Annotated in this window: 14 protein-coding genes, 1 tRNA gene and 1 pseudogene; 9 read left to right on the forward strand and 7 right to left on the reverse strand. The window is 67.5% G+C overall.

The annotated features are described in order from the left end of the window. Positions 1-93 precede the first annotated feature (93 nt). Positions 94-834, reverse strand: a complete 741-nt coding sequence (gene ygfZ / locus QP166_RS00425) for a CAF17-like 4Fe-4S cluster assembly/insertion protein YgfZ (RefSeq protein WP_333914117.1) — start codon at positions 832-834, stop codon at positions 94-96. A 54-nt stretch (positions 835-888) separates the two neighbouring features. Here ygfZ and QP166_RS00430 point away from each other — a divergent pair, with 54 nt between their 5' ends. Beyond that, the gene (locus QP166_RS00430) at positions 889-2,223 is read left to right on the forward strand and encodes a dihydroorotase (protein WP_333914118.1); all 1,335 of its coding nucleotides are present in this window, start codon (positions 889-891) and stop codon (positions 2,221-2,223) included. Between the two features lie 21 nt (positions 2,224-2,244). On the opposite strand, the gene QP166_RS00435 is transcribed toward QP166_RS00430, so the two are convergent. Beyond that, entirely contained in the window at positions 2,245-3,015 is a 771-nt protein-coding gene (locus tag QP166_RS00435) for a DUF1134 domain-containing protein (protein WP_333914119.1), read from the reverse strand. Between the two features lie 158 nt (positions 3,016-3,173). On the opposite strand from QP166_RS00435, the gene QP166_RS00440 reads away from it, so the two are divergent. From QP166_RS00440 to QP166_RS00450, 3 genes are all read left to right on the forward strand, one after another. Next, positions 3,174-3,263 (forward strand) — tRNA-Ser (locus QP166_RS00440). Between the two features lie 43 nt (positions 3,264-3,306). Beyond that, positions 3,307-3,855 carry a hypothetical protein gene (locus QP166_RS00445; protein WP_333914120.1) on the forward strand — a complete coding sequence of 183 codons (549 nt, stop codon included), beginning with the start codon at positions 3,307-3,309 and terminating at the stop codon, positions 3,853-3,855. After that, positions 3,845-5,095, forward strand: coding sequence for a winged helix-turn-helix domain-containing protein (locus QP166_RS00450; protein WP_333914121.1), 1,251 nt, complete (start codon positions 3,845-3,847; stop codon positions 5,093-5,095). Before QP166_RS00445 ends, QP166_RS00450 begins: the two co-directional genes overlap by 11 nt. Positions 5,096-5,097: 2 nt before the next feature. On the opposite strand, the gene QP166_RS00455 is transcribed toward QP166_RS00450, so the two are convergent. Together QP166_RS00455 and QP166_RS00460 are read right to left on the reverse strand one after the other, a co-directional pair. Further along, positions 5,098-6,150: a serine hydrolase domain-containing protein gene (locus QP166_RS00455; protein ID WP_333914122.1), complete on the reverse strand. Its 1,053-nt coding sequence runs from the start codon at positions 6,148-6,150 to the stop codon at positions 5,098-5,100. Then, the gene (locus tag QP166_RS00460; protein WP_333914123.1) at positions 6,147-7,148 is read right to left on the reverse strand and encodes an alpha/beta fold hydrolase; all 1,002 of its coding nucleotides are present in this window, start codon (positions 7,146-7,148) and stop codon (positions 6,147-6,149) included. Before QP166_RS00460 ends, QP166_RS00455 begins: the two co-directional genes overlap by 4 nt. Positions 7,149-7,504: 356 nt before the next feature. On the opposite strand from QP166_RS00460, the gene QP166_RS00465 reads away from it, so the two are divergent. After that, the gene (locus QP166_RS00465; RefSeq protein ID WP_333914124.1) at positions 7,505-8,986 is read left to right on the forward strand and encodes an MFS transporter; all 1,482 of its coding nucleotides are present in this window, start codon (positions 7,505-7,507) and stop codon (positions 8,984-8,986) included. A 26-nt stretch (positions 8,987-9,012) separates the two neighbouring features. Here the strand turns inward: QP166_RS00465 and QP166_RS00470 are convergent, their stop codons facing one another. Together QP166_RS00470 and QP166_RS00475 are read right to left on the reverse strand one after the other, a co-directional pair. Then, on the reverse strand, positions 9,013-9,963 hold the full coding sequence (locus tag QP166_RS00470; RefSeq protein WP_333914125.1) for a glycosidase: 951 nt from the start codon (positions 9,961-9,963) through the stop codon (positions 9,013-9,015). Further along, positions 9,960-10,726, reverse strand: a pseudogene (locus tag QP166_RS00475) (SDR family oxidoreductase). The gene QP166_RS00470 and the pseudogene QP166_RS00475 overlap by 4 nt, the downstream one beginning before the upstream one ends. Positions 10,727-10,882: 156 nt before the next feature. Here QP166_RS00475 and QP166_RS00480 point away from each other — a divergent pair. The 4 genes from QP166_RS00480 to QP166_RS00495 are packed head-to-tail and all read left to right on the forward strand — an operon-like array spanning position 10,883 to position 14,025. After that, positions 10,883-11,620, forward strand: a complete 738-nt coding sequence (locus QP166_RS00480; protein WP_333917214.1) for a 3-keto-disaccharide hydrolase — start codon at positions 10,883-10,885, stop codon at positions 11,618-11,620. Between the two features lie 43 nt (positions 11,621-11,663). Next, positions 11,664-12,146 (forward strand): NAD(P)-binding protein, encoded by a 483-nt coding sequence (locus tag QP166_RS00485; RefSeq protein ID WP_333917215.1) that lies wholly within the window; start codon positions 11,664-11,666, stop codon positions 12,144-12,146. Beyond that, positions 12,146-13,321, forward strand: a complete 1,176-nt coding sequence (locus tag QP166_RS00490) for a GMC family oxidoreductase (RefSeq protein ID WP_333914126.1) — start codon at positions 12,146-12,148, stop codon at positions 13,319-13,321. Before QP166_RS00485 ends, QP166_RS00490 begins: the two co-directional genes overlap by 1 nt. Continuing rightward, positions 13,318-14,025 carry a gluconate 2-dehydrogenase subunit 3 family protein gene (locus QP166_RS00495; RefSeq protein WP_333914127.1) on the forward strand — a complete coding sequence of 236 codons (708 nt, stop codon included), beginning with the start codon at positions 13,318-13,320 and terminating at the stop codon, positions 14,023-14,025. The genes QP166_RS00490 and QP166_RS00495 overlap by 4 nt, the downstream gene beginning before the upstream one ends. A 106-nt stretch (positions 14,026-14,131) precedes the next feature. On the opposite strand, the gene QP166_RS00500 is transcribed toward QP166_RS00495, so the two are convergent. Beyond that, positions 14,132-15,040, reverse strand: coding sequence for a dioxygenase family protein (locus QP166_RS00500; protein ID WP_333914128.1), 909 nt, complete (start codon positions 15,038-15,040; stop codon positions 14,132-14,134). Positions 15,041-15,103 lie beyond the last annotated feature (63 nt).

Here is a 15,103-nt window from a genome sequence, read left to right on the forward strand (position 1 = left end):
GGGAGGTCGGCGCAAGCCGGCCTCCTTTTTGTTTGAGGGTGGTGGGTCGTGCTCATCCTTGTCGGACCCTCGGCTTTGTCTCGGAATACGGACTTAGCTCGGAGTCTTCCCGTCGTTGCCGCCGATCGTCTCGGCGAGCCAGCGGGGCACACGCGCCTCGCCCAACGCGTCGACCCGACGTAGAGTCACCATCGAATCCAGGTCCGGATAGAGCGAACGCTTGCGCGCGTCGCTTTCGTCGATCGGAGCCACGACAAGCCGGCGGCGGACCTTGTCGCGGTGGTGCATCCGTGCGGTATTCTCCTGGCCGACGTAGCAGCCCTTGGTGAAGCTGACGCCGCGTAGCTCGCGCGCGTTCGCCTCCAGCCACAGCGTTTCGCCCGATCCGAGGTCTGCGACGCCCTCGGCCACCCCGAGCGACAGACGATGAGCATCCCAGCCGGTTGCGGTCGCCGAGGGTGGGGCGATCCAGCGCGTGCCGAGCGCCGCCAGCCGCGGGTCGGAAGGTCGGTCCGACGCGTCGGGCGCCCAATGGACCGCCAGCGTATCTTCGGGCGCGATCGTGATCGCACGCCGCAGCCGATACATCGTGAGCCGGCGTGCGATCGCCTCGCGCTGGTCGCGCTCGACGTCGAGCAGGATGTCGTCGCCATCCGCCCAGACGATCATGTCGAACAGCGCCTTGCCCTGCGGGGTCAGCAATCCCGCCCAGACCGGGAGCGCTCCCGCGACATCGTTGGTCAGCAGGCCCTGAAGGAAGCCGCGCACATCCTCGCCGGACAGCCGCAGCAGTGCGCGGTCGGCCAGCATCGTCGCCGGGGTGGTATCGTCCATGGCACCAAGGTAGGGAGAGCGGCGACCCCGCGAAAGAGCCGGAAAGGGCTGACAATGGCGACTTACGATCTCCTGCTGACCGGTGGCACGGTGCACACGCCGGGCGGACCCGTCGCCGCCGACGTCGGTGTGCGTGAAGGTCGGATCGTCGCGATCGGCGCGCGCGGCGATGCGGAACGCACGATCGACTGCACCGGGCTCGACATCCTGCCGGGCGTCATCGACACGCAGGTGCATTTCCGCGAGCCGGGGCTGGTCCACAAGGAAGACCTCGCCACCGGCAGCGAGGCTGCGGTGATGGGCGGCGTGGTCGCGGTGTTCGAGATGCCGAACACCAAGCCCAATACTGATTCGGCCGAGGCGATCGAGGACAAGCTGACCCGCGCGAAGCGGCGGATGTGGTGCGACCATGCCTTCTACGTCGGCGCGACCAACCACAATGCGCGCGATCTGGTCGAGCTGGAGCGACTGCCGGGCACCGCGGGGGTCAAGATCTTCATGGGCGCATCGACCGGCGATTTGCTGGTCAGCGAGGACGCGCGGCTCGCCGAGGTGCTGGCGAGCGGGCATCGTCGCGTCGCGATCCACGCCGAGGACGAGGACCGGATGAACGCGCGCGCCGGCGAGCGGGTCGAGGGTGATCCTTCATCGCATCCGGTGTGGCGCGACGACGAGAGCGCGCTGCTCGCGACGACGCGCATCCTGCGGCTGGCGCGCGCGGCGCGGCGGCGGATCCACGTGCTGCACGTGACGACGCCGGCCGAACTGGAATTGCTCGGGCAGAACAAGGATATCGCGACCTGCGAGGTCACGCCGCAGCATCTGACGCTGGCGGGTGAAGACGCCTATCCGCGCATCGGCACGCTGGCGCAGATGAACCCGCCGATCCGTTCCGGCGCACATCGTGACGGGCTGTGGTACTGGCTCAACCAGGGCGTTCCCGACGTGATCGGATCGGATCACGCGCCGCACACGCTGGAAGAGAAGAACAAGCCCTATCCGGCGAGCCCGAGCGGGATGCCGGGGGTGCAGACGCTGCTCCCGCTGCTGCTCGACCATGCCGCGAACGGGCGGCTGACGCTGCAGCGCGTGATCGAGTTGACCAGCGCGGGCGCGCAGCGGATCTTCGGGCTGACCGGCAAGGGGCGGATCGCGGCGGGGTACGACGCCGACTTCACGATCGTCGACCTCAAGAAGCGTTGGACGATCGAGGAGCGCTGGCTGCGCTCGCGCGCGGGCTGGTCGCCGTTTACGGGGATGGAGCTGACCGGCAAGCCGATCGGGACGATCGTGCGCGGGCAGGTGGCGATGTGGGAGGATCAGCTCGGCGACGTGCCGCAGGGCGCGCCGATGCGGTTCGAGACGACGGGATTTCCGGGCGGGCGCTGACGCCCGCCGCTCAGGTGCGCGTCAGAAGGGCAGCCACTTCGACGTCTCGGTGAACTTCATGTATCCGACGTTGACTCCGGCGCGCCAACCCACGCCGAGCCGCACCGGGATCAGCACGACATTGCCCTTGCGGAGGTAGGTCGCGGCGAACCCGCCGACGAAATACAGTCGCCCTTCCGCGCCGGGGAAGCGCGTGAACAATTCGTGCGAATCGTACAGGTTGTAGACGAGCACGAACACCTTGTTCGCGTCGCCGCCGACGTCGAAGCCGACCGACGGCCCGGTCCAATAGACCGGCCGCTGTCCCTCGACCTTATGCGTCATGATCCCCGAGCCATAGCGAACGCCGAGGATGAACGCCCCCGACGCCTCGCGTCCGGCGATATAGGCGTTGGGTTCACCCTGATCCTTGAGGATCTTCTCGATGATCTGCCCGAACCCCTCGGCCCCCTTGCCGAACACGCCCTCACCCGCGCCGATCAGATCGTCACGCTTGTAGGTCGAGGCGGCAGTGGTGGCGGCGTCCGCACGGACCTCTGCCCCGGTCGTAGGTGCCGAGGTTTGCGGCAGCGGCGCCGGGTCGGTTTCCTGTACCGGCGCGGCGGGAAGCGGGCGCGCCGGGGCGGGGGCGGTCGGGGTCCGCACGTTGCGCGGGGGTGCGGTGGAAACATCGCCATCGATCGCGGCATTCGGGTCGATCGTGCGCACCTGTGCCGCGGCGCCGAGCGGCGCGCCGATGAGGGAGGCGATCAGCATCGCTACCCCGATGCTGCGTTGTGCGATCCGCTTCATGCCTGCCCCCTCGATCATCGCGCGGTTATAGGCGTTTAGGTGCTGTCCCCGCAATGAACGGCACGACGACCGGAGTCGCAGGCGCGATGTGCGGAAATCGTCCACACCCAGTTGATCGCCGCGATCCCTCTCGCTATAGCCGCGCCTCACGCCGACCCGGAGACGTGGGTGAGTGGCTGAAACCAACGCTTTGCTAAAGCGTCGTACGGGAAACCGTACCGAGGGTTCGAATCCCTCCGTCTCCGCCAATCTTCTGCTACAGTTAAGGTTTCGCCGCCGGCGGGTGCGCGCATGAGTGTGCCGCGCGAGGTGACGGGGCTTGGTCGCGCGCATCCGATGGCCCGAAGCATATCGGCCATCACCGCGTATTCGCGGGTTGCTCGCGATCTGATCGTTCGGCCGGACCGCGCAGTTCAACTCATGAATGGCAGAGGCGATGACATTCGCCTTGGTCATGGGCAGGCATTCGCGCAGAAGAGGGGCCGCATGAGCTTATATCTTCGCCTGCGCCGCTTCGTGGATCGTGACCTGAGCCGCCGGTCTGTTTATGGCCGGTCGACGACATTCTCTCCCCTTGGCGTCATTGTTCCACTCGCTCCATGCGCATTCCTGGACAAACCATATGGCTTCGCAGAGCTGGTCATTGCGGCTGTTTCGGCAGCCGTGGCCGTCATATGGATCGCGTTCTTGCTATGGAGAGCTTCGCGTCTACTTCGCGCGGTGGGGGCGCGGGGAGATCGCGACTTCGATCGTCACTCCAAGTACATACTCGGTCCTGAGTATCGGTCGACGGAAAGCTACACCGCAGCGCGCTTGAGAAAGCGCAGGAATGGCAACTAACCACATCGGCCTGCCTCCCGAAGCGTTCCTCTCAAACCCAGGTTCGCCGGATCGTCGAAGCCGGGCCGAGAGCATTTCGCTGCGCGACGCAAAGCGGATCGTCCTGGCGGCGCAAGGCTTTGGTCGAACCCGGCCGGAGCGAGTTTCCGCCCGCCACCTGCGCAGCACCGTCGACAGGCTCAATCTCTTCCAGATCGACAGCGTCAACGTGCTCGCGCGTGCGCACTACCTGCCTGCGTTCTCCCGCCTTGGCGGCTATGACCGTACCTTGCTGGAGGGGGATGCATGGGGCGCTGGGCGGCAACGGCGGCTGTTCGAATATTGGGCGCATGAGGCGTCGTTGCTGCCGCTCGACCTTCACCCGTTGTTGCGCTGGCGAATGGCGCGCGCCGAACGTGGCGAAGTGGGGTATCAGGCGCTGCGCCGGTTCTCCGTCGAGCGCCGGGCCGAGGCGGACGCAGTGCTCGAGCGCATCACCGCCGAAGGGCCGCTGGCGGCTGCCGATCTCGAGAATGGATCGAGCAGGAGCGGCTGGTGGGAGTGGAGCCACGTCAAGCATGCGCTCGAATGGCTGTTCTGGTCCGGGCGGATCACGACGGCGACCCGGCGAGGCAGCTTCGCCCGCGTCTATGACCTGACCGATCGCGTCATCCCGCCAGCGGTACGCGCATTGCCCACGCCCTCGGCCGAGGCGGCGCAGCGCGCGTTGATCGAGCGCAGCGCGCGTGCACTGGGCATCGCGACCGCCAGCGATCTGCGCGACTACTTCCGGTTGACGCCTGCCGAAGCGGATCACGCCATCGCCGATCTGGCGGAGGATGGCGTGCTGGTGCCGGTGCGGGTCGACGGCTGGAGCCAGAAGGCATGGATGCACCGCGACGCAGCCTTGCCCCGCCGGGTACGCGGCGCGGCGTTGCTGGCGCCGTTCGATCCATTGATCTGGGAGCGAGCCCGCACAGAACGCATGTTCGGCTTCCGCTACCGCATCGAAATCTATGTCCCGCAGGAGCGGCGCACCCACGGCTATTACGTGCTGCCCTTCCTGCTGGACGAAGCACTGGTCGCACGGGTCGACCTGAAAGCCGATCGGCAGGCGGGACTGCTGCTCGCACACCACATCACGCTGGAGCCGGCAGCGCCCGCCGATACGTTGGATCGGCTACGGATCGAGCTGGATAGGATGGCGGCCTGGCTTGGCCTGGGGGCGGTTCGGATCGGCGTCGTGGTGAGTGAAGCGTAAGGTTACCTCGCTCCACCCCGCTCGGCCGCGGGAACGATGCCGTCATCGAGCAACTTGCGGAGCGCAGCTATATGGCCAGTGTCTCGCGCGCCGCCGGAATCGGAAGTCATGACGACCGTCAGCTTCAGGTCCGGCACGATGAACAGCATCTGCCCGCCATAGCCCCAGGCGAAGCGCAGCGGATGCCCGCGGCTGGTTCCGACGAACCAGCCATAGCCATATTGCCCGCCGCTCCACGGCGATACCGTCCGCGAGGTCCAGCTCTCCTCGATCCAGCGCGCGGGCACGATCCGCCGCCCGTCGATCACGCCGCCCCGGCGATAGAGTTCGCCGAACCGCGCCAGGCTGCGCGGCGACATGAGCATGTCGTTGCCGCCGAAGTAGATACCTTGCGGATCACGCGACCATGGCCGGATCGCGATGCCGAGCGGGCTCGCCAGCCAGTCGCGCATCAGTTCATGGGTGTCGCGTCCGGATGCGCGGGTCAGCATCGCCGACAGCAGATGCGTGTTGCCGGTCGAATAGTGCATCGCGCCGCCCGGTTCGTCGACGAACGGGCAGGCAAGGGCGAAGCGGACCCAGTTGCGGCTGGAGACCCAGCGCCCGTAATTCTCGCCCGACGTCCGTTCCAGTCCCGCGCGCATGGTCAGCAGGTCGGAAACGGTCAGGCGGGCGAGGCGCGGATCGGCGTTCGGAGGAGCGTCGCTGTCGAGTACCGACAGGACACGCTGGTCGACTCCGGTCAGCACGCCCTTGGCGATCGCGATGCCGACCAGCGCGGATAGCACCGACTTGGATGCGGACTTGATGTTGACGGGGCTGTCGAGCGGCGGGCCGCCGTTGAAGCGCTGCTCCGCCAGCACCTCTCCATCGCGCAGGATCAGCAGCGAGCGGATCCGCGGAAGGCGCCGGGCTTGCGCCATTGTGTCGGCGAGGACGGCGCCGTTCAGGCCACGCGTCTCAACGGGGCGGGACGGGGCCGATTGCGGCGGCGCGGGGGCCGCATCGCAACTGCTGGTCAGCAGCAACGCCAGAGCGATGGCCGCCCGCCTCACGGCGTCATCGCGGAGCGGAGGGCGCGCAGGAAGGTGGCGGGCGCCTCGACCTGTGGCGAATGGCCGAGATCGTCGAGACGTATCAGGCGGACGCCGGGGATGCGCTTCACCGCGTCCTCGGCCGCTTGCGGGACCGTCCGGACCTGCGCACGCCGGTCTTCCGGCGCGCTGCTCGCGCGAAAGGCGGTGAGGTCCCGCTGGCCGATGATGAGCGTTGTGGGCATGGTCAGCCGCGGTAGTTCGGCGGCGACCGGTTGGGTCTGGATCATGTCCGACAGGCGCGCCTGTGCGTCTCGCACCGCATCCCCGTCGGCGCTGGCATATTGCCCGGCCAGCATCGCGACCCATCGGTCATAAGCGGGGCGCCACTCGCCATGGTAATAGTTGCGGAGCTGATAGGCCTTGATCGAGGCGGCGTCGGTCTTCGCTTCCTCCGCGCGCAGCTTGCCGAGGTCGGTGTAGGGCACGCCCTCGCTCAGCGTGTCGTTCAGGCCAAGCGGATTGACCAGCACCAGTCGCGCGACGCGCTCCGGATAGAGCAGCGCAAAGCGGGTAGCGAGGATACCGCCTGTCGAATGGCCGACCAGCACGACCTTGCCGGTGCCTGCCCGATCCAGAAGCGCGGCGGTCAGCGCGGCCATGGCATGGAAGCTATATTGATAGCCGCGCGGCTTGGACGACTTGCAGAAGCCGATCTGGTCGGGTGCGATGACGCGGTATCCGGCCGCCGCCAGCCCGCGCGCGGTGTCGCCCCAGGTCGCGGCGCAGAAGTTCTTGCCGTGCAGAAGAACGACGGTCGTGCCGTTCGGCGTAGCGGTCGCTGGCCAGTCGAGATAGGCCATCCGGACCGGATGGCCTTGCGACATGGTCTCGAACCGGTGCACCGGGGCCGGATAGTCGAACTTCTCCAGATCGGCGCCAAGCGGCACGGTTTGCGCGACTGCGGTGCTGGAAAGCAGCGCCGAGCAGGCGATGGCGGCGAGGAAGTGGTGGAGCATCAAAGGGTAACACGGTCGGCTGCGTCGATATCCCAGGCGGCGGTATCGTCTCGTCATTTGGGGCGCAGCGCATACTGTCGGTTGGAGCCCCTTCTCCGATCAGGTGTGCGAACGACATGAAGGCTTGTTCTTCGACAATGCGTGTCGCCGTCGCGCCGCACTTGAATCAAGCTGGTTTCAAGCAAGTGCGGCCATGTGCCATTGCATGGGGCCGATTGGATGGTAGCCAGCCGACAGTCGCGGCGATCGACGAGGATCGTGCGCATCGATCGCGCCGAAGGGCGCACGCGACGTTCTGCCGGGACTATGACGACGATTGGAAACGCATGCGGTGGAGACGACGTAATCTGGCCTCGATGAGCGCGGATGTCGGCGATGGGCTGGCACCAGCGGTCGAGGCGGTTGCCAGCCGCAACACCGAAGCGACGACGGCGGTGTCGGGTGTCACGCGGCCGGGTGGGTATCGCGTGATCGCGCTCGTCGTCGCCTCCGCGTTGTTCATGCAGCAGCTCGACGGGACGGTGCTGACGATCGCCTTGCCGACGATGGCGCGCGATCTCGGCGCGCCGGCCGCCAGCCTCAGCGTTGCGCTCACCAGCTATCTGCTCGCGCTGGCGCTCTTCATCCCGGCAAGCGGTACGCTCGCGGATCGGTTCGGATCGCGAACGATCTTTTGCGCGGCGATCGGCGTGTTCCTGCTCGGCTCGATCGCCTGTGCGCAGGCCGGATCGTTGCCCGTGCTGGTCGCCGCGCGCTTCCTGCAGGGAATCGGCGGCGCGATGATGGTGCCGGTCGGGCGGCTCGTCCTGCTGCGCAGCGTCGCGAAGGAGGACATGGTGCAGGCGCTGTCGTGGCTGGTGATGCCGGCGCTGATCGGGCCGATCCTCGGGCCGCCGCTCGGCGGATTCATCGTCACATGGCTGGACTGGCGCTGGATCTTCTACCTCAACATCCCGATCGGCGTCGCGGGCGCGATCGGCGCGCTGGTGCTGGTGCCCGAGGTGCGCGGCGACGCCCGCGCGCGCTTCGACGTCCCCGGCTTCCTGCTGTCGGGGTTGTCGCTCGGCTGCCTGTTGTTCGGGTTCGAACTGGCGAGCCGTCCGGGCACGGGCAAGGTCGCACTCGTGCTGTTGGCAGCGGGCGTCATCCTCGGGCTCGGTTATGTCCGCCACGCGCGAACCGCGGCCGATCCGATCCTCGACCCGACGCTGATGCGTGTGCCGACCTTCAAGCTGTCGGTGCTGGGTGGCTCGCTGACGCGCATCACGCAGGGGGCGCAGCCGTTCCTGTTGCCGCTGATGTTCCAGCTCGGCTTCGGGCTGTCGGCCGCCAAGACCGGGTCGCTCACGATGGCGGGCGCAGTGGGTGCGCTGGCGATGAAGGCGCTCGCGCCGCGTGTACTGCGTCGGTGGGGATTCCGCCGCAGCCTGATCGTCTCAGGACTGGCGAGCAGCGCGGGCTATGCGACCTGTGCGTTGTTTCGTCCCGAATGGCCGACTGCCGCGATCGTCGCGGTGCTGGGCATATCGGGGTTCTTCACCTCGTTCCAGTTCACCGGCTTCAACGCGATCGCCTATGCCGATGTCGACAAGACGCGGATGAGCGCGGCGACCAGCTTCTACGCCACCTTCCAGCAGCTGACGCTCTCGCTCGGCATCTGCACAGCGGCGACGGTGCTGGAGGTCGGCAGCATGCTAAATGGTACGGAACAGCCGACGCTGGCGACCTTCTCGATCGCCTTCGTGGTCGTCGCGACGATCTCCGCGTCCGCGATCGTCTTCAATCGGCGGTTCGCGCCAGACGCTGGGGCCGAGATGAGCGGACACCGCGAACGATAGTGGGTTCGGTGCGAAATTGCCGGGCTTCAGCTTCGGCGGATCAGCGCGCGTGCCAGGCGGCGGTCTTCGAGCGAATAGTAAAGCCAGATCGCGCCATCCGCGACGACGACCGAGGCGGCGAAGGCGATGTCGGTGGCCGTGCGGTCGTCGACCGGCGGCGGCGTGATCAGCGGCTGGATGCCGCGCGCGACGACCTTCGTATATTCGCTGTCGAACGCGATCCAGCCGATCCGCCAACGCGCGTCGCGGGTCGCACCGTTGTAGAACATCACCGGCGTGGCGGGGTCGTCGGTCAGCAGCGGGCCGGTGGAGAGATGCCAGTCGTCCCAGCTTTCCTCACGCGGCATGAACGGGGTCGGCTGCTCCTGCCATGGACCGGCCGGACCGGCACCGATCGCCAAGCCGATCCGCGATGCCTCGTCGGCGGCATATTCATAGAACAACCGCCAGCGGCCATCGGCGGTGCGGTCGATCGTCGCTTCCTTGGTGTTGCCCTCCGACTTGGTCGAGTCGAGCGCGACGCCGCTCTTGGTGAGGCGGTCGATCGACGGACCGGTCGCGTAGGACAATTCGCTATGCGCGTGGTCGGCGCGAACGCCTGAGAAATACACGATGTAGCCGTCATCGCCGCGGATCACGGTCGGGTCTTCGACACCGCCCGCGTCATTGTCGTCGGGTCCGGGCATCAGCGAGCGCGTGGGAAGCATCGTGAAGTGCACGCCATCGTCGCTCCATCCGCCCCAGATCTGGCCGGTGTCGGTGAGCGGGGCGTCGGCCTTCACGACCGCGCGGACCATGATCCCCCAGCGACCGTCCGGCTCGCGCCAGATGTAGGGGCTCATCAGATCGCGGGACATCAGCTCGTGAGGGCCGTCGAGCGACACCGTTTCGATCCGCTTGACGTTGAAGTCGAGCGCGACATCGGCGTTCGCAACGGCGTCCTTGCGGTGCGGGTCGCTGATCGCGTCGTCAGTCATGCGCCGAGCGCCTGCATCAGCGACAGGCCCCCGTCAATTACGATCCGTGCACCGGTGATGTAGCGCGCCTGGTCGGAGGCGAGGAAGACCGCGAGATCCGCCACCTCTTCCGGCTTGCCGGCGCGGCCGAGCGGGATGTTCTTCTCCAATGTCTGGCGATAGGTGTCGTCCTGCTGCGCGCGCGCGTTCATCGGCGTCAGGATCATCCCCGGCTCGATCGCATTGACGCGGATGCGGTTGGGCGCTTCCTCGATCGCCAGCGTCTCTACGAGATTGGAAAGCCCGCCTTTCGCGGCACAATAATCCGCACCCCGGCGCGCACCGCATAGGCATGGATCGAGGAGATGTGGATGATCGCGGCATCGCTGGTGGCGGTCCCGCGCCCGGTCAGGAAGCGGCGCGAGGTGAGGAACGCGCCGGTCAGGTCGGTGTCGAGCAGACGTCGCCATTGATCGAGCGCCATCGCGCGCACCGTGACCCCGCTCATGTTAAGTCCCGCCGAGTTGACGAGCACATCGGCCGGTCCCCACTCGGATTCCACCGTGGCGAAGGCGGCTGCGACCGACGCTTCGTCGTCGACATGGGCCTGTATGGTCAGCGCCTTACCGCCGCCTGCGCGGACGGCGGCGGCCGTGGCTTCGGCAGCGTCGCCATCTGCATAGTAGAGGATCGCGACGCGGTCGCCGAGCTTGCCGAACGCCGCTGCGCACGCCGCGCCGATTCCCGATTCCGCTCCCGTTACGATGATCGTTCGCTCGGCCACGTGCTGCGCCTTCTCTCAATGGACGCAGCGCCTAACGCGCATCAGCGCAAAACGTCCCCCGGCAAGGCGCGGACCTTTCTTGTAAACAAAAACGAATTCTTTAAGCCTCTCTGACGACGGCGGCTTCGGCCGAACGACGATGGTGGGAGAGTGAAGATGCGTTGGGCACTGAGCATCGCGGCGGCGCTGGTGATGACGACCTCGAGCGTTGCTTTGGCCAAGGACAACAGCCTGACCGCCGCCGAGCGCGCGCAAGGCTGGAAGCTGCTGTTTAACGGGCGGGATCTGTCGGGCTGGGGCGCATTCGGCGGCGGCCCGGCGCCCTCGACCTGGACGGTGCGCGACGGGACGCTGCTGCTGACAAAGGCCGACGGCAAGATGAGCGGAACCGACCTCGTCACCGCCGATCCGTATGGCGCGTTCGAGCTGACGCTCGACTGGAAGGTGCAGAAGGGCGGGAACAGCGGGGTGCTGTACCTGGCGCGCAACGTCGAGGGCGCGCCGCTGCTCTACGAGACCGGGCTGGAGATGCAGGTGCTTGACGATGCCGGACATTCCGACGGCAAGATCCCCACGCACCGTGCCGGATCGCTGTACGACATGACGGTGCCGCCGGCCGGGATCGCCAAGCCGGCGGGAAGCTGGAACCATGCGCGGCTGCTCGTCCAGAACGGCCATATCCGTCAGTGGCTTAACGGCACGCCGACCGCCGACGTCTCTTATGGCGACGACGCGTGGCGAAAGCGGGTGTCGGGATCGAAGTTTGCGAAGATGCCGCACTTCGGCACCTTCGACAGCGGGGTGATCGGGCTGCAGGATCACGGCGAGCCGGTGGCGTTCCGCAACATCAAGCTGCGCCGGATCGGCGCCTCGGCGACCGGAGCCGGCCGGTGACCGCAGCAGCGGCAAGGTTGCCGAAAGCCCCGTCGATGTCGTCATCGTCGGCTCCGGAGCGGCAGGCGGAATGGCGGCGTATACGCTAACCAAGGCCGGCGTCCGCTGCCTGATCCTGGAGGCCGGGCGCGATTACGATCCGCAGGCCGAGGTCAACATGTTCGCGCCCGAGAGCGACGCGCCGCTGCGGGGGACCGGAACCCCCGACAAGCCGTTCGGCTATTTCGACGCGACCGTCGATGGCGGCTGGCAGATCGAGGGCGAGCCGTACACGATGACCGAGGGCAGCGACTTCCGCTGGTGGCGCCCCCGGATGCTGGGCGGGCGCACCAACCATTGGGGACGGCACGTCCCACGGTTCGGCGCCTATGACTTCAAGCCGTTTTCGCGCGACGGGCTCGGGGTCGACTGGCCGATCGGCTATGACGATGTCGCGCCCTTCTACGACCGGGTCGAGCGGATGATCGGCGTCAACGGCGGGCCGATCGGGTTGGAGAACCACCCGGACTCGCCCCCGGCTGCCTGATGCCGCCGCCCAAGCCGCGCGTGCCGGAAATGCTCATCACCGCCGCGGCGGAGAGCCTCGGCATCCCGGTCCGCGCTGCGCATACCGCGGTGCTGACGCGCGACATGCCCGACAAGGTCGCACCGCGCAGCGCCTGCTTCAACGCGACGCCGTGCACGCGCGGTTGCACGATCGGCGCGATGTTCCAGACCACCACCTCGCTGCTGCCGATGGCCAAGGCGACCGGCAAGTTGCGCGTCGTCACCGACGCGATGGTGTCGCGGGTCGTGATGGGCGGCCGCGGCCGCGCGGCGGGGGTCGAATATATCGATCGCAAGACCGGGCAGCGCCACCAGGTGAAGGCGCGCGCGGTGGTGCTGGCGGCGGGGACCGGCGAGACGACGCGGCTGCTGCTCAACTCGGCCGAACAGGGGCGCGGGCTCGCCAATTCGTCGGGCCAGCTGGGGCGCAACCTGACCGATTCGACCGGTGCGTCGTTCCGCGCCTTCATCCCCGGCCTTGCCGGCCGTCCACGCTACAATGAGGACGGGATCGGTGGGCAGCACATCTACATCCCGTTCTGGCAGTACGAGCAGCAGAAGCGCGGCGAGCTGGACTTCGCACGCGGCTATCACTTCGAGATCGGCGGACGGTTCGGCGTTCCGGCCGAGGCAGCGCTGCCGCGCGTCTGGGGCAAGGACCTCAAGCAGGCGGTGCGCAACGCGTCTGGCGCGACGATCGGCCTGACGCTACGCGGCGAGATGATCCCCAACAAGGACACGTTCTGCGAGATCGATCCGACCGTGAAGGACCGGTTCGGTATCCCCGTGCTGCGTTTCGCGTTCCGCTGGTCCAAGCATGAGGTCAATCAGGTCGCGCATGGCCGCCGCGCCGCGCATTCGGTGTTCAAGCGGCTGAACGGCACGATCCTCGACCCCGACCTGCCGCCCGAGCAGATCATGACCGCGGGCGGGGAGATCATCCACGAACTCGGCACCGCGCGGATGGGGGCCGATCCGAAGTCGTCGGTGGTCGATAGCTATGGTCAGACCTGGGACGTCGACAATGTCGTGCTGATGGACGGCGCGACCTTCGCATCGGGACCGCACAAGAACCCGACGCTCACCATCCTCGCCCTGGCGCTGCGCGCGTCGGAGCGGCTTGCCACCCGTCTGTCGTCAGGAGCGCTGGCATGACCTTCACCCGCCGTACGACGCTGCAATGGCTCGCCACCGCCACCGCGCTGTCGCTCGCCAACCGCGGCGCCGTCGCCGCCACGGTGCCGCAGGCAAGCGGTGCGCCGCCGCCGTTCAAGGTGGTCGACTGGCCGGCGAGCGTCGCGCCGATGCCGGCGACCAAGGGATATGGCCGCGATCCCGATCTGACCGCGCCCAAGGTGCCGTGGCCGCTGACGCTGACCAAGCCGCAGCGCGCGACCGTCGACATGCTGGGCGACATGATCCTGCCCGCCGATGGCGCTTCGCCGGCGGCCGGTACGCTCGGCGTCGGCGCGTTCATCGACGAATGGATCAGCGCGCCCTATCCGCAGCAGCAGGCGGATCGCGCGAAGGTGATGGCGGGTCTCACGTGGCTCGATGCGCAGAGCCGCGTGCTGCATGGCGGTGCGTTCACGGCGGGGACGGCGGCACAGCGCGCGACCTTGCTCGACGCGCTGACGGCCGAGACGCCGAGCGCGGCAATGGCGCAACCGGTCGCGTTCATGGACCGGCTGCGCAACCTGTTCGTGCTGGGCTTCTACAGCCTGCCCGAGGGCAAGGCGGACATGGGCTATATCGGCGACCAGCCGACCGAAGGACCGTATCCGGGGCCGACACCGGAGGCGCAGGCGCATTTCGCGGCGCTGCTGGCGTCGTTGAAGCTGTCAGCGGTCAAGGTTTGACGCCAACTTGCCCCTTCCCGTCGAGGGATGGGGCGGCGGTGTCTCACCGAGGGCCGACCTCGCGGACAGGCCCCACCCCAACCCCTCCCTGAAGGGGAGGGGCTTGTCACAACGTTACCGCGCGACGCCGATCACTGCCGTCGCGGTGAGGCCGGTCGATGGGCTTCCGGTGATCGTCGGCGTCATCTGCGCCAGCTGAGCGCTGGTGTTGTCGCCGAAGACATTGTCGCTCGACAAGGCGACACGCGCGAAGTTCGACTGGCTCGCGGGATAGATGCTCGTGTCGGCATAGACGGTGCTGCACGTGCCGGCGGGCATCGCGAACTGGCTGGTGAGGATCGCATAGCGCCCACCGAGCGTTCGACAGGGTCGAGAATATCTCGAAATGCATATGCGGCCAGCGGCCGTCATAACAGCCGGGAAAGATCGTGGTGAAGGTGACCTGTCCATTGGCGTCGGTGACCTGCACGCCACGCAGATAGCTTTCGCCCGCCGCGCTGCCGTACAGCGAGTAATTGCCGGTACGGTCACAATGCCACAGATACACCGCATAACCGGCGAGCGGCGCACAGGTGGCGTTCACGTTCACGACGGTGATCGTGAACGTCATCGCGATCCCGGTCGCCACGGTAGTGGTCGTCAGGAAGCTGGCGCGGAGATCGGAGCGGACGATACCGCTGCTGGTCAGCACGTTGCTGGTCGATCCCGACGAGCTGTTGGTGCCGTCCGCGGGATAGGGGCCGCCGGTTTCCTGCGGATCGGCGATGCAGGTGCCGGTCGCGGTGGTGCTGGTCGGCGTGGGGGTGGGCGTCGGTGTCGGGGTCGGTGTTGCGGTAGTGGTGATGGTCGTCGCGGTGTCGATGCTGGCGGCGTCGCTGCCGCCACAACCGGTGAGGAACGCGACCGTGCCGGCCCCCGCGAACCATTTGAGCGCGCGGCGTCGCGCCATCAGCGCGTCGATCCGTTGCAGGTCTTCGGCCAGGCTGTGGCCGTGCGAATGGTCGTGATCGGTCATGGTAGAATGGCTCCCGCTTTGCTGCGGAGCCGTTTGCCGGCGCTTGTTCACGTCGATGTGTCG

Source organism: Sphingomonas sp. LR60, from assembly GCF_036855935.1.
Classification (GTDB): domain Bacteria; phylum Pseudomonadota; class Alphaproteobacteria; order Sphingomonadales; family Sphingomonadaceae; genus Sphingomonas.

Coding starts and splice junctions, on each gene's coding strand:
- ygfZ (WP_333914117.1), bottom strand. CDS start 834: ATGGACGATACCACCCCGGCGACGATGCTGGCCGACCGCGCACTGCTG.
- QP166_RS00430 (WP_333914118.1), top strand. CDS start 889: ATGGCGACTTACGATCTCCTGCTGACCGGTGGCACGGTGCACACGCCG.
- QP166_RS00435 (WP_333914119.1), bottom strand. CDS start 3,015: ATGAAGCGGATCGCACAACGCAGCATCGGGGTAGCGATGCTGATCGCC.
- QP166_RS00445 (WP_333914120.1), top strand. CDS start 3,307: ATGAGTGTGCCGCGCGAGGTGACGGGGCTTGGTCGCGCGCATCCGATG.
- QP166_RS00450 (WP_333914121.1), top strand. CDS start 3,845: ATGGCAACTAACCACATCGGCCTGCCTCCCGAAGCGTTCCTCTCAAAC.
- QP166_RS00460 (WP_333914123.1), bottom strand. CDS start 7,148: ATGCTCCACCACTTCCTCGCCGCCATCGCCTGCTCGGCGCTGCTTTCC.
- QP166_RS00465 (WP_333914124.1), top strand. CDS start 7,505: ATGAGCGCGGATGTCGGCGATGGGCTGGCACCAGCGGTCGAGGCGGTT.
- QP166_RS00470 (WP_333914125.1), bottom strand. CDS start 9,963: ATGACTGACGACGCGATCAGCGACCCGCACCGCAAGGACGCCGTTGCG.
- QP166_RS00480 (WP_333917214.1), top strand. CDS start 10,883: ATGCGTTGGGCACTGAGCATCGCGGCGGCGCTGGTGATGACGACCTCG.
- QP166_RS00490 (WP_333914126.1), top strand. CDS start 12,146: ATGCCGCCGCCCAAGCCGCGCGTGCCGGAAATGCTCATCACCGCCGCG.
- QP166_RS00495 (WP_333914127.1), top strand. CDS start 13,318: ATGACCTTCACCCGCCGTACGACGCTGCAATGGCTCGCCACCGCCACC.
- QP166_RS00500 (WP_333914128.1), bottom strand. CDS start 15,040: ATGACCGATCACGACCATTCGCACGGCCACAGCCTGGCCGAAGACCTG.